The following is a 23,372-nucleotide window of genomic DNA, read 5'->3' on the forward strand; positions in this document are numbered from 1 at the left end:
CTGAGTCCCACGAGACAACGATTGAGCGTTCGTGGCTTGACCTGCGAGCCGCACAGGTTCATGATCTAGGCGTCGAAGTTCCCCGTCGGGGAACGAGGGCTTGTGACGCGAGCCATTTGGCGCTAGGCTCACTCTTTGCGCCTGCCCTCAAATGCTTCCTGCCTGTCCGGTGGCCGGTTTGTGGTGGGTTGGCGCCATCTCCCAGAGCGAACCTGTAGAAGGACACCCTCTTGGCCGCGCGCAGCAACGCAGCAAGCAACAACCACCGTCGCATCTCCTTCGCAAAGATCTCCGAGCCGCTGGAAGTTCCCCAGCTCCTGGCGCTCCAGACCGACAGTTTTGACTGGCTGGTCGGCAACGAGAAGTGGCGTGCCCGAGTCGAAGCTCGGAAGGAGGCCGGCGAGGACGTCTCGACCAAGTCGGGCCTGACCGAGATCTTCGAGGAGATCTCCCCGATCGAGGACTTCTCCGAGACGATGTCGCTCTCGTTCGAGAACCCCGAGTTCGTCGACCCGAAGTACACCGTCGACGAGGCGAAGGAGAAGGACTTCACCTACTCCGCGCCGCTCTATGTCTCGGCCGAGTTCACCAACAACGACACCGGTGAGATCAAGGGCCAGACGGTCTTCATGGGCGAGTTCCCGCTGATGACCGACAAGGGCACCTTCGTCATCAACGGCACCGAGCGCGTCGTCGTCTCCCAGCTGGTCCGTTCGCCGGGCGTCTACTTCGAGCGCTCGGCCGACAAGACGTCCGACAAGGACATCTACTCGGCCAAGGTCATCCCGTCGCGGGGTGCCTGGCTCGAGTTCGAGATCGACAAGCGCGACCTGGTCGGCGTACGTCTGGACCGCAAGCGCAAGCAGAACGTCACGGTGCTGCTCAAGGCGCTGGTCGCCGTCGCCGAGGAGATCGGCGAGGAGTACGACTACGAGGCCGTGATGGCCGAGTTGTCGCAGTACGAGTCGATCCAGCTCACCCTGGAGAAGGACAACACCCAGGGCCCCGACGACGCGCTGCTCGACATCTACCGCAAGCTGCGCCCGGGCGAACCGCCCACGCGTGAGGCCGCGCTGACCCTGTTGAAGAACTACTACTTCAACCCGAAGCGCTATGACCTGGCCAAGGTCGGTCGCTACAAGATCAACAAGAAGCTCGGCCAGGCCGAGGCCTTCGACCAGCAGACGCTGACCCTGGCCGACGTGGTCGCCGCGATCCGCTACCTGGTCCGCCTGCACAACGGCGACGAGGTCCTCACCGACGCCGAGGGCACCGTCCTGGTCGACGCCGACAACAAGGACCTGCAGGTCCAGCCGGATGACATCGACCACTTCGGCAACCGCCGGATCCGCACCGTCGGAGAGTTGATCCAGAACCAGCTCCGCACCGGCCTGGCGCGGATGGAGCGCGTGGTCCGCGAGCGGATGACGACCCAGGACGTCGAGGCGATCACGCCGCAGTCCCTGATCAACATCCGCCCCGTGGTCGCGGCGCTGAAGGAGTTCTTCGGCACCTCGCAGCTCTCGCAGTTCATGGACCAGACCAACCCGATCGCCGGTCTGACCCACAAGCGGCGCCTCAACGCGCTCGGCCCGGGTGGTCTCTCCCGTGACCGTGCCGGCATGGAGGTCCGTGACGTCCACACCTCGCACTACGGCCGGATGTGCCCGATCGAGACCCCCGAAGGTCCCAACATCGGTCTGATCGGCTCGCTCGCCTCCTTCGCCCGGATCAACCCGTTCGGCTTCGTCGAGACGCCGTACCGCCGGGTCGAGAAGGGCAAGGTCACCGACCGCGTCGACTACCTGACCGCCGATGACGAGGACAAGTACGTCATCGCCCAGGCCAACGCCAAGCTCGACGACAAGATGCGCTTCGCCGAGGAGCGCGTCCTGGTCCGCCAGCGCGACGGCGAGGTCTCCGAGGTCCTGGCCGACGAGGTCGACTACATGGACGTCTCCCCGCGCCAGATGGTGTCGGTGGCGACGGCGCTGATCCCGTTCCTCGAGCACGACGACGCGAACCGCGCCCTGATGGGTGCGAACATGCAGCGCCAGGCCGTGCCGCTGATCAAGAGCGACTCCCCGATCGTCGGCACCGGCATGGAACTGCGTGCCGCCGTCGACGCCGGTGACGTCGTCACCGCCCTCAAGGGTGGCGTGGTCAAGGAGGTCACCGCCGACCTGATCGAGGTCATGAACGACGACGGCACCTACTCGTCGTACCGGCTCTCCAAGTTCAAGCGCTCCAACCAGGGCACCTGCATCAACCAGCGCCCGCTGGTCGACGAGGGTGACCGGGTCGAGGGCCCGGACCACGAGAAGGGCCTGGCCGGTACGCCGATCGCTGACGGGCCGTGCACCGACGACGCCGAGATGGCGCTGGGCACCAACCTGCTGGTCGCGTTCATGCCGTGGCAGGGCCACAACTACGAGGACGCCATCATCCTCAGCCAGCGGCTGGTGACCGACGACGTGCTCACCTCGATCCACATCGAGGAGCACGAGGTCGACGCCCGCGACACCAAGCTGGGTCCGGAGGAGATCACCCGGGACATCCCGAACGTCTCCGACGAGATGCTGGCCGACCTCGACGAGCGCGGCATCATCCGGATCGGGGCCGAGGTCACCAACGGTGACATCCTCGTCGGGAAGGTCACCCCCAAGGGCGAGACCGAGCTGACCCCCGAGGAGCGCCTGCTCCGCGCGATCTTCGGCGAGAAGGCGCGCGAGGTCCGCGACACCTCGATGAAGGTGCCGCACGGCGAGTCCGGGACCGTCATCGGCGTCCGGGTCTTCGACCGCGAGGAGGGCGACGAGCTGCCCCCGGGCGTGAACCAGCTGGTCCGCGTCTACGTTGCCCAGAAGCGGAAGATCTCGGTCGGTGACAAGCTCGCCGGTCGTCACGGCAACAAGGGCGTCATCGCCAAGATCCTGCCGGTCGAAGACATGCCGTTCATGGAGGACGGCACCCCGGTCGACGTGATCCTGAACCCGCTGGGCGTGCCGCGACGGATGAACATCGGCCAGATCCTGGAGCTCCACCTGGGCTGGCTCGGCAAGCAGGGTTGGCACATCGATGCCGACCTCAAGGACACCGAGTGGGCCCAGCGCCTGACCAAGATCGGTGCCGAGTCCGCCGAGCCGGACAGCAAGGTGGCCACCCCGGTCTTCGACGGTGCCCGCGAGGACGAGATCACCGGCCTGCTCGGTTCGACCCGCCCCAACCGGGACGGCGTACGGATGATCAAGGAGAACGGCAAGGCGTCGCTCTTCGACGGTCGCTCGGGTGAGCCGTTCCCGGACCCGGTCTCGGTCGGCTACATGTACATCCTCAAGCTGCACCACCTGGTCGACGACAAGATCCACGCGCGCAGCACCGGCCCCTACTCGATGATCACGCAGCAGCCGCTGGGCGGTAAGGCCCAGTTCGGTGGCCAGCGGTTCGGTGAGATGGAGGTCTGGGCGATGGAGGCGTACGGCGCCGCCTATGCCCTGCAGGAGCTGCTCACGATCAAGTCCGACGACGTGCCCGGTCGCGTCAAGGTCTACGAGGCGATCGTCAAGGGCGAGAACATCCCTGACTCCGGCATCCCGGAGTCGTTCAAGGTGCTCGTCAAGGAGATGCAGTCGCTCTGCCTCAACGTGGAGGTCCTGTCCCAGGACGGCTCCTCGATCGAGCTCCGTGACGCGGAGGAAGACGTCTTCCGCGCCGCCGAGGAGCTGGGCATCGACCTGTCCCGGCGCGAGCCCAGCTCAGTCGAAGAAGTCTGACGGCGAGGCGGTACGCCGTGCCCCATGGCGTACCGCCCCTCCCGACGTCAACAGCCTCCACCCACAGACTTAACGAAACGAAGGAATTGAAGCCAACGTGCTCGACGTGAACTTCTTCGACCAGCTTCAGATCGGCCTGGCCACCGCGGAGGACATCCGCGGGTGGAGCCACGGCGAGGTCAAGAAGCCGGAGACCATCAACTACCGCACCCTCAAGCCGGAAAAGGACGGGCTCTTCTGCGAGAAGATCTTCGGCCCCACCCGGGACTGGGAGTGCAACTGCGGCAAGTACAAGCGAGTCCGGTTCAAGGGCATCATCTGCGAGCGCTGCGGCGTCGAGGTGACCCGGTCCAAGGTCCGCCGTGAGCGGATGGGCCACATCGAGCTCGCCGCCCCGGTGACCCACATCTGGTACTTCAAGGGTGTGCCGTCCCGCCTGGGTTATCTGCTCGACCTGGCGCCGAAGGACCTGGAGAAGGTCATCTACTTCGCGGCGTACATGATCACCTCCGTCGACGAGGAGGCCCGCCACCGCGACCTCTCCTCGCTGGAGGGCAAGGTCCAGCTGGAGCGCCAGCGCCTGGAGAACCGTCGCGACACGGCCCTGGAGGACCGCACCAAGCGGCTCGCCGACGACCTGGAGGCCCTCGAGGCCGAGGGCGCCAAGGCCGACGCGAAGCGGAAGGTGAAGAACGAGGCGGAGAAGGAGATGAACCAGCTCCGCAAGCGATCCGACACCGAGATCGACCGCCTCGACCAGGTCTGGGACACGTTCAAGAACCTGAAGGTCCAGGACCTGATGGGTGACGAGCTGCTCTACCGCGAGATGAAGATGTGGTTCGGCAAGTACTTCGAGGGCTTCATGGGCGCCGCGGCGATCCAGAAGCGCCTGGAGGATTTCGACATCGCCGCCGAGGTGGAGAGCCTGCGCGAGACCATCGCCACCGGCAAGGGCCAGCGCAAGGTCCGTGCCCTGAAGCGGCTCAAGGTCGTCGACGCGTTCCGCAAGACCGGCAACCAGCCGATCGGCATGGTCCTCGACGCCGTTCCGGTGATCCCGCCGGACCTGCGCCCGATGGTTCAGCTCGACGGTGGCCGCTTCGCCACCTCTGACCTGAACGACCTCTACCGCCGGGTGATCAACCGGAACAACCGGCTCAAGCGCCTGCTCGACCTCGGTGCGCCGGAGATCATCGTCAACAACGAGAAGCGGATGCTGCAGGAGGCCGTCGACTCGCTCTTTGACAACGGCCGCCGTGGCCGTCCGGTGACCGGCCCGGGCAACCGCCCGCTCAAGTCGCTCTCCGACATGCTCAAGGGCAAGCAGGGCCGCTTCCGCCAGAACCTGCTCGGCAAGCGCGTCGACTACTCGGGTCGTTCGGTCATCGTCTCGGGTCCGCAGTTGAACCTGCACCAGTGCGGCCTGCCCAAGCAGATGGCGCTGGAGCTCTTCAAGCCGTTCGTGATGAAGCGCCTGGTCGACCTCTCGCACGCGCAGAACATCAAGTCCGCCAAGCGGATGGTGGAGCGCGCGCGTCCGGTCGTGTGGGACGTCCTCGAAGAGGTCATCACCGAGCACCCGGTGCTGCTCAACCGGGCACCCACGCTGCACCGCCTCGGCATCCAGGCCTTCGAGCCGAAGCTGATCGAGGGCAAGGCCATCCAGATCCACCCGCTCGTCTGCTCGGCCTTCAACGCCGACTTCGACGGTGACCAGATGGCCGTCCACCTGCCGCTCTCCGCGGAGGCGCAGGCCGAGGCCCGGATCCTGATGCTGTCGACCAACAACATCCTCAAGCCGTCCGACGGACGTCCGGTCACCATGCCCACCCAGGACATGATCATCGGTCTGTTCTTCCTGACCACCGAGCGTCCCGACCAGCCCGGTGCCGGTCGCGCCTTCACCTCGCAGGGCGAGGCGATCATGGCGTTCGACCGCGGCGAGATCACGTTGCAGTCGCCGATCCAGCTGCGCATCGACGGCGAGTCCGTCGAGACCACGCTGGGCCGCTCGCTCTTCAACGACACGCTTCCGGCCGACTACGCCTACGTGAACTACGAGGTGGGCAAGAAGCAGCTCGGCGCGATCGTCAACGACCTGGCCGAGCGCTACACCAAGGTCGAGGTCGCGGCGTCCCTGGACGCCCTGATGGACGCCGGTTTCCACTGGGCCACCCGTTCGGGTGTCACCGTGTCGATCGACGACGTCACCACCCCGAAGGACAAGCCCGAGATCCTGGCCTCCTTCGAGGAGCGTGCCGCCAAGATCCAGACCCAGTTCGAGCGTGGTCTGATCACCGACGAGGAGCGCCGCCAGGAGCTCATCGAGATCTGGACCCACGCGGCGACCGAGGTCGGGAAGGCCATGGAGGCCAACTTCGACAAGGCCAACCCGATCTACATGATGGTCGACTCGGGTGCGTCCGGAAACATGAACCAGATCCGGCAGGTTGCGGCCATGCGTGGTCTGGTGGCCAACCCCAAGGGCGAGATCATCCCGCGGCCGATCAAGTCCAACTTCCGTGAGGGCCTCACGGTGCTGGAGTACTTCATCGCCACCCACGGTGCTCGCAAGGGCCTGGCGGACACCGCGCTGCGGACCGCCGACTCGGGTTACCTGACCCGACGCCTGGTGGACGTGTCGCAGGACGTCATCATCCGTGAGGACGACTGCGGCACCGAGCGTGGCCTGCCCAAGGTCATCGGCGAGAAGCTGGAGAGCGGCGCGGTGGTCAAGCACGAGAACGCCGAAACCGCGGCGTACGCGCGCACCGCTGCCTCCGACGTCGAGCACCCGGAGACCGGTGAGGTCCTGGCTGCTGCTGGCGAGGACCTGGGTGACGTGAAGATCGCCGAGCTGATCGCGGCCGGCATCACCGAGGTGAAGGTCCGCTCCGTGCTGACCTGCGAGGCCCGCACCGGCACCTGCGCCAAGTGCTACGGCCGTTCGCTGGCCACCGGCAAGCTGGTCGACATCGGTGAGGCGGTTGGCATCATCGCCGCCCAGTCCATCGGTGAGCCCGGCACGCAGCTGACCATGCGTACCTTCCACACCGGTGGTGTGGCCTCGGCCGACGACATCACCCAGGGCCTGCCCCGCGTGGTGGAGCTCTTCGAGGCGCGCACCCCCAAGGGTGTCGCCGCGATCTCCGAGGTCGCCGGTCGGGTCGAGATCCAGGACGGTGACAAGGCACGGGTTGTCGTGGTCACCCCGGACGACGGCTCCGAGGTCATCGAATACCAGGTCAGCCGGCGTTCGCGCCTGCTGGTGGGCGACGGTGACCACGTCGAGGTCGGTGACCGGTTCACCCAGGGCACCGAGGACCCCAAGGAGGTCCTGCGGATCCTCGGTGTACGCCGTGCCCAGCAGCACCTCGTGGACGAGGTCCAGGACGTGTACCGCAGCCAGGGCGTGTCGATCCACGACAAGCACATCGAGATCATCGTGCGGCAGATGCTGCGCCGGGTCACCGTGCTCGAGTCGGGCGACACCAACCTGCTGCCCTCCGACCTGGTCGACCGCGTCCACTTCGAGGAGGAGAACCGCCGGGTGCTCTCCGAGGGTGGCAAGCCGGCCTCCGGTCGTCCCGAGCTGATGGGGATCACCAAGGCCTCGCTCGCCACGGAGTCGTGGCTCTCGGCGGCCTCCTTCCAGGAGACCACCCGGGTGCTCACCGACGCCGCGATCAACGGTCGCAGTGACTCCCTGCGTGGCCTGAAGGAGAACGTGATCATCGGAAAGCTGATCCCGGCGGGCACCGGCCTCGAGCGGTACCGCAACATCCGGGTGGAGCCGACCGAGGAGGCCCGCGCCGCGGCGTACTCCGTGACCGGTTACGACAACTACGACTACGAGTTCGGTGGCACCGGCGGCCAGGCCGTCGCGCTGGACGACTTCGACTTCGGTACCTACCAGAACTGAGTCAGTCGCCGAGGCGGCGCGAGTTGACGCGAAGGAGCGTCGATTCGCGCCGCCTCCGGCATTTCAGGGCGTCGTATGGCGTCAGCTCGTGCCGACTGGGCGTCGTACGGCGTCAACACGTGCCGACTCGACGCAGGAACGCGTCGACTCGTGCCGACCCGGCGTGTTACTTGGCGTAGGCGTCGACGAGGGGCACCCGGGCGCCCTTGCGCTCCAGGGAGCGCTGCACGCGGCGTACCTGCGCCCGGTTGGGCAGCACGTGGAGAAGCACCAGCACCATGGTGATGCCAGCCCCGGCGGCGAGGGCGAGCAGGCCGCCGTACGGCGCGAGGAAGGCCATCGCGATGCCCACCAGGAACGGGACCTCGGCCAGTGCCGTTCGCCGTACCGTCATCGAGACGAAGTCGCGCGCCCCGCGCTCGACCGCGACCCGCCGCGGGATCCCCTCGCGGTAGGCGCGGCAGCGGTAGCCGACCAGCCAGATCAGCGCCAGCCCGGCCAGGCCGGTCGCGGCGACGAGGAGCAGGGTCTCCCGATGGGGCGTGGTGGCCGCGTCATCGGAGGGGAGGGCGAGCCACAACACCCCGAGGACAACGAGAGGGGTCGCGAGGATTGCCAGCGCCAGGACGCGCAAGTTGGTCAAACCGGACATCAGTGGTGAACTCTCCCAGACTCGCCACCCTGTTCGTGCGGCGGGTTCTCCTCGTGAAACGACCAGAAGCATGCATAGGTCACGTTCTTCACAAGACGTTTCATGGTACGCCCGTTGGCCGCTCCGCGCTCGCCGGGGCGTCGGTGCCCGGTCGGAGGGGCACGACACTAGAGTGGGTCTTCATGGGTCGACTACCGAAGCGGCAGCGGGTCGCGGCGTACGCCGTGATCGAACGGGGCGACTCCATCCTGCTCTCGCGGCTCGCCCCGCGGATCTCCCGTACGCCGCTGTGGACCCTGCCCGGCGGTGGGCTGGACCACGGCGAGGATCCGCGCACGGCGGTGGTCCGCGAAGTGCACGAGGAGACCGGACTGGACGCCACCGTCTCCGAACAGGCCCGCGTCTATTCGTTGCACAACCCGCATGCCACCCACGGCGAACGACTCGCTGACTACCACGCACTGCGCATCGTCTTCGAGGGATGGGTGCCCGTCGACTCGCCGCCCCCGCGGGTGGTCGAGGTGGACGGCTCCACCAGCGAGGCCGCGTGGATCCCGCTGGCCGACGTGGCAGACGGCACCGTCTCGGTCACCACCCTGGTCCGCGAGGCGCTCGCCGACCACACCGCCTTCCAGCGGCAGCGCCTCGCGGCGTACGGGCTGATCCGTCGCGACGACACCGTGCTGCTCACCCGGATCTCGCCGCTCGGCCACCATGCCGGTTCGTGGACGCTGCCCGGCGGTGGCGTCGAGCACGGCGAACCGCCGGCGCAGGCACTGGTGCGCGAGGTGCGTGAGGAGTGCGGGATCGAGTGCACCGTGGGCGGGTTGCTCGACGTCCACGACGTCCACTTCACCGGCACCGCACCGCACGGGCGCCAGGAAGACTTCCACGGCGTACACCTGGTCTTCGCCGCCACCGTGGCCGCTGATGCGGAACCCCGGGTGGCCGAGACCGACGGCACCACGGATGAGGTGGCCTGGGTGCCGGTGGCCGACATCGAGGCCGGTCGCATCGAGGTGCTCGACGTGGTCCGCCACGCGCTGTCGACACAACCATGAGACCGGGGGCTAGGTTGGATCCATGAGCGAGACGATCTTCACCTATGGCGCACCGGGGCTGAAGTTCGGATCCGGCGCCTCAGCCGAGATCGGGCACGACCTGGCCCAGTTCGACTGCCGCCGGGTGCTGCTGGTCACCGACCCCGGGGTCGCCGCGACCGGGCACCCCGACCGGATCGCCGAACAGATCGCCGCGACCGGCGTCGAGGTCGTCGTCTTCGCCGATGCGCACGTGGAGCCGACCGACGAGAGCCTGGCCAACGCGGTCGAGTTCGGCCGCAGCGAGGGGCCGTTCGATGCGTACGTCGCGGTGGGCGGCGGCTCCGCGATCGACACCGCCAAGGCGGTCAACCTGCTCGGCACCAACGAGGGTGAGTTGATGGACTACATCAACGCCCCGGTAGGCCGCGCGCTCGCCCCGGCGCACCCGCTCAAGCCGCTGATCGCGGTGCCGACCACCACCGGCACCGGCAGCGAGTCCACCACGATCTGCGTCCTCGACGTCCTCTCCCTCCAGGTCAAGACCGGGATCAGCCACCCGCGCCTGCGCCCCACGCTGGCGGTCATCGACCCGGCGCTCACCCTCACCCAGCCGCCGATGGTCACCGCGGCCGCGGGCATGGACATCCTGTGCCACGCGCTGGAGAGCTACACCGCCCGCTGGTACGCCGACTTCCCGGCCAAGCAGGCCGCCGAGCGGGTGCCCTACTGCGGGGCCAACCCGATCGCCGACATGTGGTCGGAGAAGGCGCTCTCGCTGCTGGCCGGCTCGTTCCGCACCGCAGTGGCCGACGGGTCCCACGTGGCGGCGCGCGAGCAGATGGCCCTGGCCGCGACGTTCGCCGGGATGGGGTTCGGCAACGCCGGGGTGCACATCCCGCATGCGAACGCCTATCCGATCGCCGGCCGGGTCCGCGACTATCGCCCCGCCGGATATCCCGACGCCGAGCCGATGGTGCCGCACGGGATGGCGGTCTCGCTGACCGCGCCCGAGGCGTTCCGGTTCACCTTCGACGCCGCTCCCGAGCGGCACCTGCGCGCCGCCCGGTTGCTCGACCCGCGCCACGGGGGAACCGACGGGGCCGGCCTGCTCCCCGACGTACTCAGCGCGCTGATGCGCGACATCGGCCTGCCCAACGGCCTGGCCGAGGTGGGCTATGGCGACGGCGACGTCGACGACCTGGTCGACGGATCCCTGAAGCAGCAGCGGCTGCTGGCCACCGCGCCCCGGGAGGTGACCGGCGACGACCTGGCCGGGGTCTTCCGGGCGTCGATGGAACACTGGTGATCGGCCTCTACCGGACCTGCATCGTGGCCTACCTGGCGGCCCTGGCCTGGGCGTGGTGGAGGCTCCCGGAGCAGATCCCGGTCCGCTTCGATGACGACGGGGAGCCGACCCAGTGGCGGTCGCTGGCGTTTGTCGTGACCGTCTTCGTCGTGATCGGGCTCCTGGCCGTCGCGGCCGTGGAGGTGTTGTTGCGCAAATTGCCGGCCCGGGCCGACCGCCTCGGCCTGCCCCACCACGGATACTGGACCCGGGCCGAGAACCTGCCCGGCTTCCGGTCCAAGGTCCGCGACGACGTCGCCTTCGTCGGCGCCGCGATGCTGCTGTTGCTGGTCGCCCTGGTCCACCAGGGGGTGCGCGCCGTCGAGGCGACGCGGGTGACCCTCGGCTCCGGCGGGACGATCGCCGTGCTGGCCTTCGCGATGGCGGTGCTGATCCGGCTCACCTGGATGTTCACCAGCCGCTACCGTCCCCCGCGGAGGTCGTGATGGCCCGGCTCGTCTTCTGGCTCTCGGTGCTCGCCTATGCCGGGCTGTGGGGCGTTGCTGCCGCAACGCTGCCGGAGCGGGTGCCGCTCCACTTCGGGGCCATCGGGGAGGTGGACCGCTGGGGGTCGCGCACCGAGGCGCTGGTCACGATGGGCATCCTCGGCGCTGCCATGGCGCTGCTCTTCGCCGCCCTGGCGCACTGGACACCGCGGGTCCCCGAGACGCTGCTCAACATCAACGCCCGCGACAAGCGGTGGTGGCTGGCCACGCCCGAGCGCGAGGCCGAACTGCGCCGCCGCCTCGAGGTCGACCTCCATGTCATCGCCGCCGCCACGATGGTGCTCCTGATTGCCGTCGAGGCGGTGATGATCCACACCGCCCACGACGCCGAACCATCCTTGCCGTGGTGGTTCTTCCTCACCTTCGGTGCCTACCTGGCCTTCACCATCGCCTGGTGCGCCTTCCTGGTGCTGCGCCGCTATCGCACCCCGAGGGACGCGTGATGGGCCCGGACACCCAGGACCTGCTGGCCGCGCTCCGCCGCGCCGGTGTCACCGACGCCTCCGCGGCGACCCTGGACCGGGCGCTCTACTCCTCCGATGCCTCGCTCTATCGGGTGGTGCCCACGGCCGTGGCCCGCCCGCGCTCCCGCGACGAACTCCTGGCCTGCGTCGCCGTTGCCCGCGGGACCGGGACCCCGGTGACCATGCGCGGCGCCGGTACGTCGATCGCCGGCAACGCGGTCGGTGCCGGCCTGGTCATCGACACCGCACGCCACCTGGGCCAGGTGCTCCACCTGGACCCCGAGGCGCGGACCGCCGTCGTCCAACCCGGCACCGTCCATGCCACCGTGCAACGGCAGGCGCTCGCTGCCGGACTCCGCTTCGGCCCGGACCCGTCCACGCACACCCGCTGCACCATCGGCGGGATGATCGGCAACAACGCCTGCGGATCCCGCGCGCTCGGCTTCGGGCGCACCGTCGACAACGTCGCCGGGATGGACGTGGTGCTCGGCACCGGCGAGGAAGTGCGGCTCGGGCCGGGGAGCACCTCGCGTGCGGGCACGGACCTGGCCGCCCTGGTCGACGCGGACCTGGGGCACGTGCGGACCCACTTCGGGCGCTTCTCCCGCCAGGTCAGCGGCTATGGGCTGGAACACCTGCTGCCCGAGAACGGACGCCGGCTGGACCGGTTCCTGGTGGGCTCGGAAGGGACCCTGGGTGTGGTCCTGGAGGCGACCGTCGACCTGGTCGTCGACCCGCCGGCCACCGTGCTCGCGGTGCTCGGCTATCGGGACATGGCCAGCGCCGCGGACGCCGTACCGGCGGTGCTGGCGGCCGGATCCACGGGTGAGTTGATCGCCTGCGAGGGGCTGGACGCCCGGATCGTCGACGTACTCCGGGGTGCCGGTCGCAGCGTCCCCGACCTGCCGCGGGGAGCCGGGTGGCTCTTCGTCGAGGTGGCCGCCGACAACCTGGCCGAGGCCGAGGCATCGGCCGCGCGGCTGGTGGCAGCGGCCGGTCCGCTGGAGGCGCGGATCGTGACCGCACGCGCCGAGCAGGCCGCGCTGTGGAGGATCCGGGAGGACGGTGCCGGCCTCGCCGCCCGGAGCCTGGCCCGTCCGGCGTACTCGGGATGGGAGGACGCCGCGGTGCCACCGGAACACCTCGGCGCCTGGCTGCGCGACTTCGAGCAACTGCTCGGCGAACACGGCCTGGACGGCGTGCCCTACGGCCACTTCGGCGACGGGTGCGTCCACGTCCGGATCGACTTCGACTTCGACGACGGGGGTGCGCGGTTCCGCAGGTTCCTGACCGATGCGGCCACCCAGGTGGCGGCGTACGGCGGGTCGTTGTCGGGAGAGCACGGCGACGGCCGGGCCCGCTCGGAACTGCTGCCGCTGATGTACGACGAGCGATCCCTGGCCCTCTTCGGCGCCATCAAGCAGGTGTGCGACCCCGACAACCTGCTCAACCCGGGAGTCCTCGTCGACCCGGCGCCGCTGGATGCCGACCTGCGCCCGGCGCGCCCGGTGGCGCCGGTCCGGTCCCTGCTGGCGCTGGCCCACGACGGCGGCTTCCTCGGCGCGGCCGTGCACCGCTGCACCGGGGTGGGCAAGTGCGTCGCCGACAACGCGCCGTCCGGTGGCGTGATGTGCCCGTCGTACGCCGCGACCCGCGACGAGAAGGACTCCACCCGGGGACGGGCCCGGGTGCTCCAGGAAGCGCTCGACGGATCGCTGGTGGCAGGGCTCGCCTCCCCCGAGGTAGCCGAGGCGCTCGACCTGTGCCTCTCCTGCAAGGGGTGCGCCCGCGACTGCCCCACCGGCGTCGACATGGCGACGTACAAGTCGGAGGTGCTGCACCAGACGTACGCCGGCAAGCGGCGCCCGCGCAGCCACTACGCGCTGGGGCAACTGCCGCGGTGGGCCCGGATGACCGCGCGCCTGGCGCCGGCGGCCAATGCGGCCCTGCGGGTGGGGCCACTGGCCCGGCTGGCCAAGGCGGTCGCCGGGATCGACCAGCGGCGCGGGCTGCCGCAGTTCGCCCGCCGGACCCTGCGCCGCTCCACACCCACGAACGCTCACTCGTTGATGTCCGAAAGCTCACTCGTTGATGTCGATGTGTGGCTGTGGGCCGACTCGTTCACCGACCACTTCGTCCCGGAGACCGGGCGGGCCGCGATCGAGGTGCTGGAGGCGGCCGGGTTGCGGGTCGGGGTGATCGACGAGCGCGCCTGCTGCGGCCTGACCTGGATCACCACCGGGCAACTGACCGCGGCGCGGAAGATCGTCACCCGGGCAGTGGCCACGCTGACGCCGTACGTCGAATCGGGGGTGCCGGTGATCGGGCTGGAGCCCTCCTGCCTTGCCTCGCTGCGCAGCGACGCGGCCGAACTGGTGCCCGGCGCCGGCGCCGTGGGGGAGCGGATGCTGACCCTGGCCGAGTTCCTGGCCACGCTGGGCGAGTGGAGCCCGCCGGACCTGACCGGTGTCGAGATCGTCGCGCAACCGCACTGCCACCACGCTTCCGTGCTCGGCTGGGAGGCCGACGAGGCGCTGCTGCGGCGCGCCGGGGCGACGGTGAAGAAGGTCGGCGGATGCTGCGGGCTGGCCGGCAACTTCGGGGTGGAGAAGGGGCACTACGAGACCTCCGTGGCGATCGCCGAGCATGCCCTGTTGCCGGCAGTGCGGACCGCCTCGCCGGGGGCAGTGGTCCTGGCCGACGGGATGTCGTGCCGGATCCAGCTCGATGACCTGGCCGGGGTGCCGGCACTGCACCTGGCGCAACTCCTCGCCTCCCGGCTGCCGTGACCGTTTCCCCGCGCGTCTACCGCGCTCTTCCGGAGGGTTTGCACCCTGCCGGCGGGGTGCGAACCACCACGGACTCCGCGTTACATGGGCGGATAGAGTCGGGGGCATGAATCCTCGCTACCGCCGACCGATCATCCCGCTGGCGTTGGTGGCGCTCCTCCTCGTGGTCGTCGTCGCCGCCATCATCCGATGAGCGATGCCGACCTGACCGCGGCGCTCACCGCGGCCTTCGGGACCCGGATCCGGGATGCGCTCGCCGAGGAGTTCCGCGGCCGAGACCGACGTGGACGCCCGCTACCTGTGCTGGTTCCCCGACGAGTGGACCAGCCCAACGCCACCGCCGCTGCCCGTGGTGGAGAAGCTGCTGGCGGACCTGAAGGCCTGGCTGGACGACGAGCAGAACCTCCCCGACGACCAGTGGCACGCGGGACGCGCCGCGGTCGTGGAGCTGATCATCCAGACCCTGGACTCGGCCGAGATCCGGGAGGTCTTCGCCGATGCCGGCGCCGTGCCGGTGCTGGTGGTCCATGAGACGGACGGTGGAACCGAGGGCGCCGTCGCCAGCCTGGACCGGCTCAACGTCGACCATCCGGACCGGGGCCTGGTCGCGGACGCGCGGGCCTTCTGGCTCGATGAGGGCTGATCACCCACCTCAGTGGCGTGGATAGGATCGACGCCATGACTCCCCAACACCTGCGATCGCGCTGATGACCGCCGAACCACTGCTCCGGGCGCTGTCGCGGATGCGGGCGATCATCCTCGACGACGAGACGCTCGTGCGGGCCGTCGCGTCGGGTCGCCAGCGCGGGGAGACGCCGCGATGGAAGCGGGTCGAGTTGCGCTACGTCGACCTCAAGGCCGGTCGCCACCTGCAGGTCACGGCGTACGACGAGACGCAGGCGCACACCTCCAACCACGCAGCCGGGGACGCGGCCCGCGACGCGGTGGACGACCTGCTCGACATGCCGTTTGGCAACTGGCACGTGGAGACCACCACTGAACAGCACCAGGTGCGGGTGACCAAGAAGCTTGAGGCGATGGTGCACACCACCGCCCGCGCCGCCGAGGTCGAGGTCTCCCGCGACCACGACCAGGCCAAGCAGCGGCTGCTGCCCGAGGACGACCCCGTCCTGGTCGCGCTCGGGATCTCGGACGCACAAGGCCGGATCAAGCCGACCCGCCAGGCGAAGTATCGCCAGGTCGAGGAGTTCCTGCGCCTGCTCGACACCTCGATCACCGACGCGCTGACCAGCGGTGCCCTGCCGAAGCCGACGGCGAGCGAACCGCTGCGGATCGTCGACCTGGGCTGCGGCAACGCCTACCTGACCTTTGCCGCGCACCGCTACCTCTCCCACGTGCGCGGGCTCCCGGTCCACGTCACCGGCGTCGACGTCAAGCAACAGTCGGCCGATCACAACACCGGCGTCGCGGCCGGGCTCGGGGTGGCGAACTCGACCGACTTCGTGGTCGGCACCATCGCCGCGGCCGCCCTGGACCAGCCACCCCACGTCGTACTCGCGCTGCACGCGTGCGACACCGCCACCGACGAGGCGCTGGCCCGCGGACTGGCCTGGCAGGCGCCGCTGGTGCTGGCCGCCCCGTGCTGCCACCACGACATCTCCGCACAGCTGCGCAAGAACCCGACCCCGACGCCGTACTCGATGCTCACCCGGCACGGCATCCTGCGCGAGCGGTTCGCCGACACGCTCACCGACGCGTTGCGGGCATCGATCCTGCGGATCAGCGGCTACAAGGTGGACGTGGTGGAGTTCGTCGGCAGCGAGCACACCCCACGCAACACCCTGCTCCGTGCGGTCCGCGCCGGTGGGCGGGTCAAGGGCGGCAGCGTGCGCAAGGAGTACGACGAGCTCACCGCGATGTGGGGCGTCGCGCCGAAGCTCGCCGAGCTCGTGGACCTGTGATGCAACGGCTCGTCGTCGGGGCGCTGATTGCGGCACCGTTCGCCGTGGGGGTCGCGATGGCCGCCACCGCGCCGGCCGGCGAGACCGTCTTCACCTTCGCCGACCGCGAGATCAACGAGTCCAGTGGGCTGGTCGCCCTCGACGACTTCGCCGTCACGGTCAACGACTCGGGCGATGCGGCACGCGTCTTCGTCGTCTCACCCGAGACCGGCGAGACCCTCGGCGTGGTCTCCTACGACGGACCCGCGGTCGATGTGGAGGCCCTGGCCCCGGCGGCCGGGGGCGAGGCCGCGGTCTGGGTCGGTGACATCGGCGACAACCTGCGCCGCCGCGACGACCTGGCGGTGACCAAGGTGCCGGTCTCCGCGACGACGACCACGGTGCCCGGCGAGCGGTACGAGGTGGCCTGGGAGGGCGGGGCCGACGACGCCGAGGCATTGCTCGTGCACCCGGTGAGCGGCCAGATGTACGCCGTGACCAAGGCAGTCGTTGGCGGCGAGATCCTCCGCGCCCCGGCGGAGTTGTCCGCGACCCAGCCCAATGTGTTCACGCCCGTCGCCGAGGCGCCGGCACTGGTCACCGACGGCGCGTTCTTCCCCGATGGGGCGCACTTCGTGTTGCGCAACTATGGACGGGTCTTCATCTTCGAGACCGCGACCATGCGACAGGTCGGTGATGTGGACCTGCCCTCCCAGCAGCAGGGGGAGGGGATCGCGGTGACCCCCGATGGCGAGATGTGGATCAGCACCGAGGGGATCAACACCGACGTGGTCCGGGTCGAGTTGCCGCCGGACCTGGCTGCGGTGGTGGCCGGGACGGTCGAGGAGCCTGACTCCCCGGAGGCGGGAACGTCGGATGACCCGGCCGGTGACCTGCCGGGGGTCGAGGACACCACCGCCGGTGCTGACGACCCGGCGGTGATGCCGTGGGTGATTGGTGGGCTGGCCGGCCTGGTGCTCGTCGTGGTCCTGGTCCGCTCCCTCCGGCCGCGCTGAGGAGTCGCCGCTCCGGTGTGGAGTGCACACTGGGGCCATGGAGATCACCGTCGTCACCGGAGACATCACCACCCAGGACGTCGATGCGGTGGTCAACGCCGCCAACCGCCGGATGCGTGGCGGGGGAGGCGTCGACGGGGCGATCCACACCGCCGGTGGGCCGGACGTGCTGGAGGACTGCAAGCGGCGCTTCCCTGATGGGCTCGCAACCGGGGATGCGGGTTGGACCACGGCTGGTGCGATGCCGGCTCGCTGGGTGATCCACGTGGTCGGCCCAAACTTCACCGCCGGTGAGCGCGACCGCGGACTGCTGGTCTCCTGCTATGCCCGGGCGCTGGCGGTCGCCGATGAACTCGGCGCGCGGAGCGTCGCCTTTCCGCTGGTCAGCGCGGGGGTCTATGGCTGGCCGCGCGAGGATGCCGCGGCTGCCGCGATCGAGACGCTTCGCGCCACGCCGACGCAGGTCACCGCGGCGCGGATGGTCGCCTTCAACCGTTCGGCGTACGAGCTGATCGCTCAGGCGCTCCGTTCCTGAACGATCAGGGTCGCGACGTCAACGAGTGAGCGTTCGTGGGTCAGTCAATCGGGGTCCATAACCGGTCGATGGGCATGACGTAGAGCCGGTCCTCGTAGTTGAACGACCGCTGGCCAGCGGACAAAGCCACTCCGGCGATGAAGCGGTCTCCGAGTGCATTGCGGAGCTTGCGGAGTCCGGCGAAGTCTTTCCCTGGAATGCGCTCAGCGGCCTTGACCTCGAAAGCCAGCACAGTCCCGTCGTCGAACTCGACGACAAAGTCGACCTCGTCGCCGTCGTGTGTGCGCCAGTGGCCCACGGTGACCTGCTCCTCAAGCCACGAGACCTGCTTGCGCAACTCGCCGACCACGAACGTTTCTAGCAGGTTGCCGAACTCGGTGAGTGCGGTCGGGTCCAGGCTGGCCATTTTTTCTGGGGTTAGCCGCAGCAATCGTGCCGCAAGGCCAGAGTCGACTACGTGAACCTTGGGACTGGACGTTGCCCGTGCTCGTAGCGTCTTGCCCCATGCCGGGAGCCGAGCGATCAGGAACAGGTCTTCAAGGAGTTTGGTGTACTCATCGGCGGTCTTGCGCTCCACCCCGAGACCGTCCACGGCGTTGCTCAGGTTCAAGACCTGACCGGTCCGACCGGCCAAGCGGTTCAATAGTTCACGCAAGACCTGTCGTTGCCGGATGCGCACCAGTTCCAGAGCGTCACGCTCGACGGACTGGGTCACATAGTCGTCGAACCACCGGTTCCGTGCTGCCGGGGTCCGACTGACCGCCAACGGGAAACCGCCCGCGCAGACTCGACTGATGTAGTCGCTGCGGGTCGTGGACGACGAAGGGTGGGCCAGCACCGTGGCCTCGGGATCCTCGCGAAATGCTGGGAGTAGGTTCTCGACCACCCCGGCCATTTCGCCCTGGGACAGCGGCCAAATCTTCATCGAGTGCAGCCGCCCAGTCAACGCCTGCGCCGTTCGAGGAAGGGCGTCCTGGCGGGTGGAGCCAGTCAGCACTGCGGTGCCTGGCCGGGAACCCTCCCGGTTCAGGCGCGCCTTGAGCGCGTCGAGGAGGTCGGGCGCATGTTGGTACTCGTCCAGGCACAGCGGGGTGTGCTGTCCCACAGCGGCGGCCGGGCTGGCCAGCACCGCTTCGCGCACTGCCGGGTCGTCAAGATCAACTACCGGAACGCCGCGGGTCTTAGCGAAGGTGTGCAGGATCGTCGACTTTCCGACCGCCCGAGGGCCGTGCAGCGCGATGACGGGCTCCTCGGCGCTCAGGGTGTTGAGGAGCGGTGTGATTCGGCGGGCAACTATGCCAGCCAATGGCGCGGACACAGATAGATGCTACCACAATTCGAGGGCATCAAATTACCAAAATTCGAGGACTATGAAGGACCAAGAATCGATGTTGGTGAGCGGTTCGCCTTTCCGCTGGTCAGCGCGGGGGTCTATGGCTGGCCGCGCGAGGATGCCGCGGCTGCCGCGATCGAGACGCTTCGCGCCACGCCGACGCAGGTCACCGCGGCGCGGATGGTCGCCTTCAACCGTTCGGCGTACGAGCTGATCGCTCAGGCGCTCCGTTCCTGAACGATCAGGGTCGCAACGTCAACGAGTGAGCGTTCGCGACGCAACGAGTAAGCGTTCGTGGGTCAGAGGGCGCCGACGACGTGGTCGATGCAGCGGGTGAGCTGCTCGATGTCGCTCGGGTCGATCGCCGGGTACATCGCGATCCGCAGCTGGTTGCGGCCGAGCTTGCGGTACGGCTCGGTGTCCACCACGCCGTTGGCGCGCAGCACCTTGGCGATCTGCGCGGCGTCGATCGAGTCGTCGAAGTCGATGGTGCCGATCACCAGGGAGCGGTGCTCGGGGTTGGCGACGTACGGCGCGGTGTACGACGTCTTCTCGGCCCAGCCATAGAGCGCGTTCGACGATGCCGTGGTCCGCTCGACCATGCCGGCCAGGCCACCGTTCGCGTTCATCCAGTCGAGCTGCTCGGCCATCAGGAAGAGCGTCGCAACACCGGGGGTGTTGTAGGTCTGGTTCTTCGCGGAGTTGTCGATCGCGGTCGGCAGGTCGAAGAACGGCGGCACGTAGCGGTCGGTCGCGGCGATCTCCTCGACCCGGGCCAGGGCCCGCGGCGACATGATCGAAATCCACAGGCCACCGTCGGAGGCGAAGCACTTCTGCGGCGCGAAGTAGTAGACGTCGACCTCGTTCAGGTCCACCGGCAGGCCACCGGCACCCGAGGTCGCGTCCACCAGCACCAGCGCGTCATCGGCGGCACCGACCGGGCGGACGACGGGGGCCATCACGGCGGTGGAGGTCTCGTTGTGCGCCCACGCATAGGCGTCGATGTCGTCCTCGGCGACCGCGTCCGGGCGCGAGCCCGGGTCGGAGGCGACCACGCTGGGCTCGGCGAGCCAGGGCGCCTTCTTCACCGAGGTGGCGAACTTGGAGGAGAACTCACCGAAGGTGAGGTGCTGCGACTTGTTCCGGATCAGGCCGAACGCGGCGATGTCCCAGAACGCCGTGGCCCCACCGTTGCCGAGCACGACCTGGTAGCCCTCCGGCAGGCCGAAGAGCGCGGCCAGGCCCTCGCGGACCCGACCCACGGTGTCCTTGACCGGGGCCTGGCGGTGCGACGTACCGAGCAGCTTGTCGCCGGTCGCGGCGAGCGCGTCGAGGTGGGAGGTCTGGATCTTCGACGGTCCGGCGCCGAAGCGACCATCAGCGGGCAACAGGTCTGCGGGGATCTTGATGTCGGTCACACCGGCATTCTCTCACTTGGGCCCAGGGTGGCTCCGGCAACCCCATATCCTGAGCCGGTGCCAGAACACACGCCGGTCGATGGGCCGGCCCGCCCGGTGATCCGCATCGAGCGGGTGCCCTACGGCCATCCCGATGCGCTGCGGCTGGTCGCCGAGGTGCAGGCCGAGTACGTCGCCCGCTACGGCGGCCCGGACGACACCCCGCTGACCCCCGAGATGTTCGAGAAGCCGTCGGGGTCGTTCTTCGTCGGGTACGTCGACGGCGTGGCCGCGGCAACGGGCGCCTGGCGCCGACGCAACGACGTACGGGCGCTCGGCTCCACTGACACCGCCGAGATCAAGCGGATGTACGTCGCCGCCATCGTGCGGCGCACCGGCCTGGCGCGCAGGATGCTCGCCCACCTCGAAGCGACGGCGTACGCGGCTGGCGCCCGCGTGGCAATCCTGGAGACCGGGGTGAAGCAGCCGGAAGCGATCGCGCTCTATGAGTCGTTCGGCTATCAGCGCATCGACGGGTTCGGGCACTACCGCGACTCGCCGCTCTCGCGCTGCTTCGCCAAGGACCTGGCGGCCCCTGGCGCCCAGGATCAGGCGAACTTGTCCTCGAGGTTGCGGTCGGGGCGGGCCATCCAGTAGCCACCGATGAGCATCTGGGCCGGTCACCGCATGGGCCAGCAGGGGGACGGTCCACCCGTCGGTGGCGGAGAACAGTGCGCCACCCATCAGGGTCCGAGGGCCGAAGAGGTAGCCGACGTCCATCGCGAACCCGGAGAGGGCCGCGGTGCCGGCCGTGGTCCGGGTGCGCATGCTGAACATGGTGATCGCCAGCGGGAAGGAGCCGCCGCCCAGTCCGGCGATGAATGCCCAGACCAGGGCGAGGTCGGTGTTGACGACGATCCCCAGGTAGCCGATCGGGGCGACGGCGCTGAGCAGCACCACCAGCGGCAGTGGGTCGCGCATCTTGCTGGCGATCATCGGCGTCAGGAAGGCCATCGGCAGGGTCATGAAGGTGAAGACGGAGAAGGCGGCCGCGGCGCTGTCCTTGGTCAGGGCGGAGTCCTGCAGCAGCGTCGGCATCCACGCCAGCATGCCGTAGGTGTTGAGCGATGCCATCGCATAGAACAGCGGTGCCGACGGCGATCTGGCTGGTCACCAGTTGGGCCACGCCCAGCTCGGGGCCGGTCGCGGCCCGGACTGCTTCCTCGTTGATGTCGGCGATGTGCACGCGGGCACCGTCGGCAACGAAGGCCTTGGCGATGGCCAGGCCAATCCCGCCGGCGCCTGCTGTGATCAGAACTCGCTGCGCCGTCTCACTTCTCTTCATGGTCGATGTGAATAGGTTCAGCCCCAACCTCAGGCAGAATAATTGAAAGATCAACGAAATGATCTGGCGGGGAATGCAGGACGTCCCGCATCCTGGTTGCCGGAGCAGCGAGGACGCGGGACGCCTGTGCGCAGTGGGGAGGTGCCGGTCACTCGGCCCAGGCAGCGTTCCAGCCCTCGACCGAGTCGGCCGGACGGGAGTCGGGGCCGACGTAGAGCGCGGACGGCCGGATCAGGCGACCGGTCCGCTTCTGCTCCAGGATGTGTGCCGACCAGCCGCCGGTGCGGGCGCAGGTGAACATCGAGGTGAACATCGGCGCCGGGACCTCGGCGAAGTCCAGCACGATCGCGGCCCAGAACTCGACGTTGGTCTCCAGCACGCGGTCCGGGCGGCGCTCGCGCAACTCGGCCAGGGCGGCCTTCTCCAGGGCCTCGGCGACCTCGTAGCGGGGCGCGTCCAGTTCCCGCGCGGTACGCCGCAGCACGCGGGCGCGCGGGTCCTCGGCGCGGTAGACCCGGTGGCCGAAGCCCATCAGGCGCTCGCCGTTGTCCAGCAACTGCTTGACGTAGGAGGCGGCGTCCCCGTCGCGCTTCTCGACCTCCTCGATCATCCCGAGCACGCGGGACGGGGCGCCGCCGTGCAGCGGGCCGGACATCGCGCCGATGGCGCCGGAGAAGGCGGCGGCCACGTCGGCACCGGTGGAGGTGATCACCCGGGCGGTGAAGGTGGAGGCGTTCATCCCGTGCTCGGCGGCAGAGGACCAGTAGGCGTCGATCGCCTTGACGTGCTTGGGGTCGGCCTCGCCCTTCCAGCGAATCAGGAACTTCTCGGCCAGCGTCCTGCCCTCGTCGACGGTCTTCTGCGGCACCACCGGCAGGTGCAGTCCGCGCGCCGACTGCGCGGCGTACGAGAGCACCATGACGGCCACCCGGGCGAGGTCTTCGCGGGCCTGCTCATCGGAGATGTCATAGGTCTGGCCGAAGCCGAACGACTTGGCCAGCATGGCCACCGCAGCCTGCACGTCGACCCGGACGTCGCCGGTGTGGACGGGGAGGTTGTAGGGCTCGGCGGCCGGAAGACCGGGGGTGTAGGCGCCGTCGATCAGCAGGCCCCACACGTTCTCGAAGGGCACCCGCCCGACGATGTCCTCGATGTCGACGCCGCGATAACGCAGTGCAGAGCCCTCCTTGTCCGGTTCGGCGATCTCGGACTCGAATGCGATGACGCCCTCAAGGCCGTGGTGAACCTCGGTCATGGACAAGCTCCTCTTGCTCTCGACAGCTGCGCTGGATGTTTTCCAATCTCGCATTCTGCCCCTCGTCGCGCCCGGGCGCACACCCGCCTCGGCAAG

17 protein-coding genes and 1 pseudogene are annotated in these 23,372 nt (G+C 69.0%); 13 read left to right on the top strand and 5 right to left on the bottom strand.

Annotation, left to right across the window (positions count from 1 at the left end):
• Nucleotides 1–230 precede the first annotated feature (230 nt).
• Together rpoB and Q9R27_RS02295 are read left to right on the top strand one after the other, a co-directional pair.
• Entirely contained in the window at nucleotides 231–3,773 is a 3,543-nt protein-coding gene (rpoB, locus tag Q9R27_RS02290; protein WP_311250698.1) for a DNA-directed RNA polymerase subunit beta, read from the top strand.
• A gap of 97 nt (nucleotides 3,774–3,870) precedes the next feature.
• Nucleotides 3,871–7,695 (top strand): DNA-directed RNA polymerase subunit beta', encoded by a 3,825-nt coding sequence (locus Q9R27_RS02295; RefSeq protein WP_311250699.1) that lies wholly within the window; start codon nucleotides 3,871–3,873, stop codon nucleotides 7,693–7,695.
• A 166-nt stretch (nucleotides 7,696–7,861) separates the two neighbouring features.
• On the opposite strand, the gene Q9R27_RS02300 is transcribed toward Q9R27_RS02295, so the two are convergent.
• Complete coding sequence (locus tag Q9R27_RS02300; protein WP_311250700.1) at nucleotides 7,862–8,347, bottom strand: hypothetical protein; 486 nt, start codon at nucleotides 8,345–8,347, stop codon at nucleotides 7,862–7,864.
• 182 nt (nucleotides 8,348–8,529) lie between these two features.
• Here Q9R27_RS02300 and Q9R27_RS02305 point away from each other — a divergent pair, with 182 nt between their 5' ends.
• The 9 genes from Q9R27_RS02305 to Q9R27_RS02345 all read left to right on the top strand — a co-directional run bounded on the left by Q9R27_RS02305 (nucleotide 8,530) and on the right by Q9R27_RS02345 (nucleotide 17,946).
• A complete protein-coding gene (locus tag Q9R27_RS02305; protein WP_311250701.1) occupies nucleotides 8,530–9,408 on the top strand; it encodes an NUDIX domain-containing protein in 879 nt (292 codons plus the stop codon).
• Nucleotides 9,409–9,430: 22 nt separating this feature from the next.
• On the top strand, nucleotides 9,431–10,696 hold the full coding sequence (locus tag Q9R27_RS02310; protein ID WP_311250702.1) for a hydroxyacid-oxoacid transhydrogenase: 1,266 nt from the start codon (nucleotides 9,431–9,433) through the stop codon (nucleotides 10,694–10,696).
• Nucleotides 10,693–11,181: a DUF1648 domain-containing protein gene (locus Q9R27_RS02315; protein ID WP_311250703.1), complete on the top strand. Its 489-nt coding sequence runs from the start codon at nucleotides 10,693–10,695 to the stop codon at nucleotides 11,179–11,181. The genes Q9R27_RS02310 and Q9R27_RS02315 overlap by 4 nt, the downstream gene beginning before the upstream one ends.
• Entirely contained in the window at nucleotides 11,181–11,684 is a 504-nt protein-coding gene (locus Q9R27_RS02320) for a DUF1648 domain-containing protein (protein WP_311250704.1), read from the top strand. The genes Q9R27_RS02315 and Q9R27_RS02320 overlap by 1 nt, the downstream gene beginning before the upstream one ends.
• Entirely contained in the window at nucleotides 11,684–14,494 is a 2,811-nt protein-coding gene (locus Q9R27_RS02325; RefSeq protein ID WP_311250705.1) for an FAD-binding and (Fe-S)-binding domain-containing protein, read from the top strand. The genes Q9R27_RS02320 and Q9R27_RS02325 overlap by 1 nt, the downstream gene beginning before the upstream one ends.
• A gap of 247 nt (nucleotides 14,495–14,741) precedes the next feature.
• Nucleotides 14,742–15,137 carry a hypothetical protein gene (locus tag Q9R27_RS02330; protein WP_311250706.1) on the top strand — a complete coding sequence of 132 codons (396 nt, stop codon included), beginning with the start codon at nucleotides 14,742–14,744 and terminating at the stop codon, nucleotides 15,135–15,137.
• 64 nt (nucleotides 15,138–15,201) lie between these two features.
• Nucleotides 15,202–16,416: an SAM-dependent methyltransferase gene (locus Q9R27_RS02335; RefSeq protein WP_311250707.1), complete on the top strand. Its 1,215-nt coding sequence runs from the start codon at nucleotides 15,202–15,204 to the stop codon at nucleotides 16,414–16,416.
• Nucleotides 16,416–17,411 carry a hypothetical protein gene (locus Q9R27_RS02340; RefSeq protein ID WP_311250708.1) on the top strand — a complete coding sequence of 332 codons (996 nt, stop codon included), beginning with the start codon at nucleotides 16,416–16,418 and terminating at the stop codon, nucleotides 17,409–17,411. Before Q9R27_RS02335 ends, Q9R27_RS02340 begins: the two co-directional genes overlap by 1 nt.
• A gap of 37 nt (nucleotides 17,412–17,448) precedes the next feature.
• Entirely contained in the window at nucleotides 17,449–17,946 is a 498-nt protein-coding gene (locus tag Q9R27_RS02345) for an O-acetyl-ADP-ribose deacetylase (protein WP_311250709.1), read from the top strand.
• A 40-nt stretch (nucleotides 17,947–17,986) separates the two neighbouring features.
• On the opposite strand, the gene Q9R27_RS02350 is transcribed toward Q9R27_RS02345, so the two are convergent.
• Nucleotides 17,987–19,264 (bottom strand): ATP-binding protein, encoded by a 1,278-nt coding sequence (locus tag Q9R27_RS02350; RefSeq protein WP_311250710.1) that lies wholly within the window; start codon nucleotides 19,262–19,264, stop codon nucleotides 17,987–17,989.
• Between the two features lie 6 nt (nucleotides 19,265–19,270).
• On the opposite strand from Q9R27_RS02350, the gene Q9R27_RS02355 reads away from it, so the two are divergent.
• A complete protein-coding gene (locus tag Q9R27_RS02355) occupies nucleotides 19,271–19,516 on the top strand; it encodes a hypothetical protein (RefSeq protein ID WP_311250711.1) in 246 nt (81 codons plus the stop codon).
• A gap of 62 nt (nucleotides 19,517–19,578) precedes the next feature.
• Here Q9R27_RS02355 and serC read toward each other — a convergent pair whose 3' ends face one another.
• The gene (gene serC, locus Q9R27_RS02360; RefSeq protein WP_311250712.1) at nucleotides 19,579–20,697 is read right to left on the bottom strand and encodes a phosphoserine transaminase; all 1,119 of its coding nucleotides are present in this window, start codon (nucleotides 20,695–20,697) and stop codon (nucleotides 19,579–19,581) included.
• A 57-nt stretch (nucleotides 20,698–20,754) separates the two neighbouring features.
• Here serC and Q9R27_RS02365 point away from each other — a divergent pair, with 57 nt between their 5' ends.
• A complete protein-coding gene (locus Q9R27_RS02365; RefSeq protein WP_311250713.1) occupies nucleotides 20,755–21,333 on the top strand; it encodes a GNAT family N-acetyltransferase in 579 nt (192 codons plus the stop codon).
• A gap of 559 nt (nucleotides 21,334–21,892) precedes the next feature.
• Here the strand turns inward: Q9R27_RS02365 and Q9R27_RS02370 are convergent.
• Nucleotides 21,893–22,021: pseudogene (locus Q9R27_RS02370) on the bottom strand (SDR family NAD(P)-dependent oxidoreductase); the annotation flags it as partial.
• A 148-nt stretch (nucleotides 22,022–22,169) separates the two neighbouring features.
• Nucleotides 22,170–23,276, bottom strand: coding sequence for a citrate synthase 2 (locus Q9R27_RS02375; protein WP_311250714.1), 1,107 nt, complete (start codon nucleotides 23,274–23,276; stop codon nucleotides 22,170–22,172).
• Nucleotides 23,277–23,372 lie beyond the last annotated feature (96 nt).

Origin of the sequence: Nocardioides sp. AE5, from assembly GCF_031844485.1 — a bacterium.
Lineage (GTDB): Bacteria > Actinomycetota > Actinomycetes > Propionibacteriales > Nocardioidaceae > Nocardioides.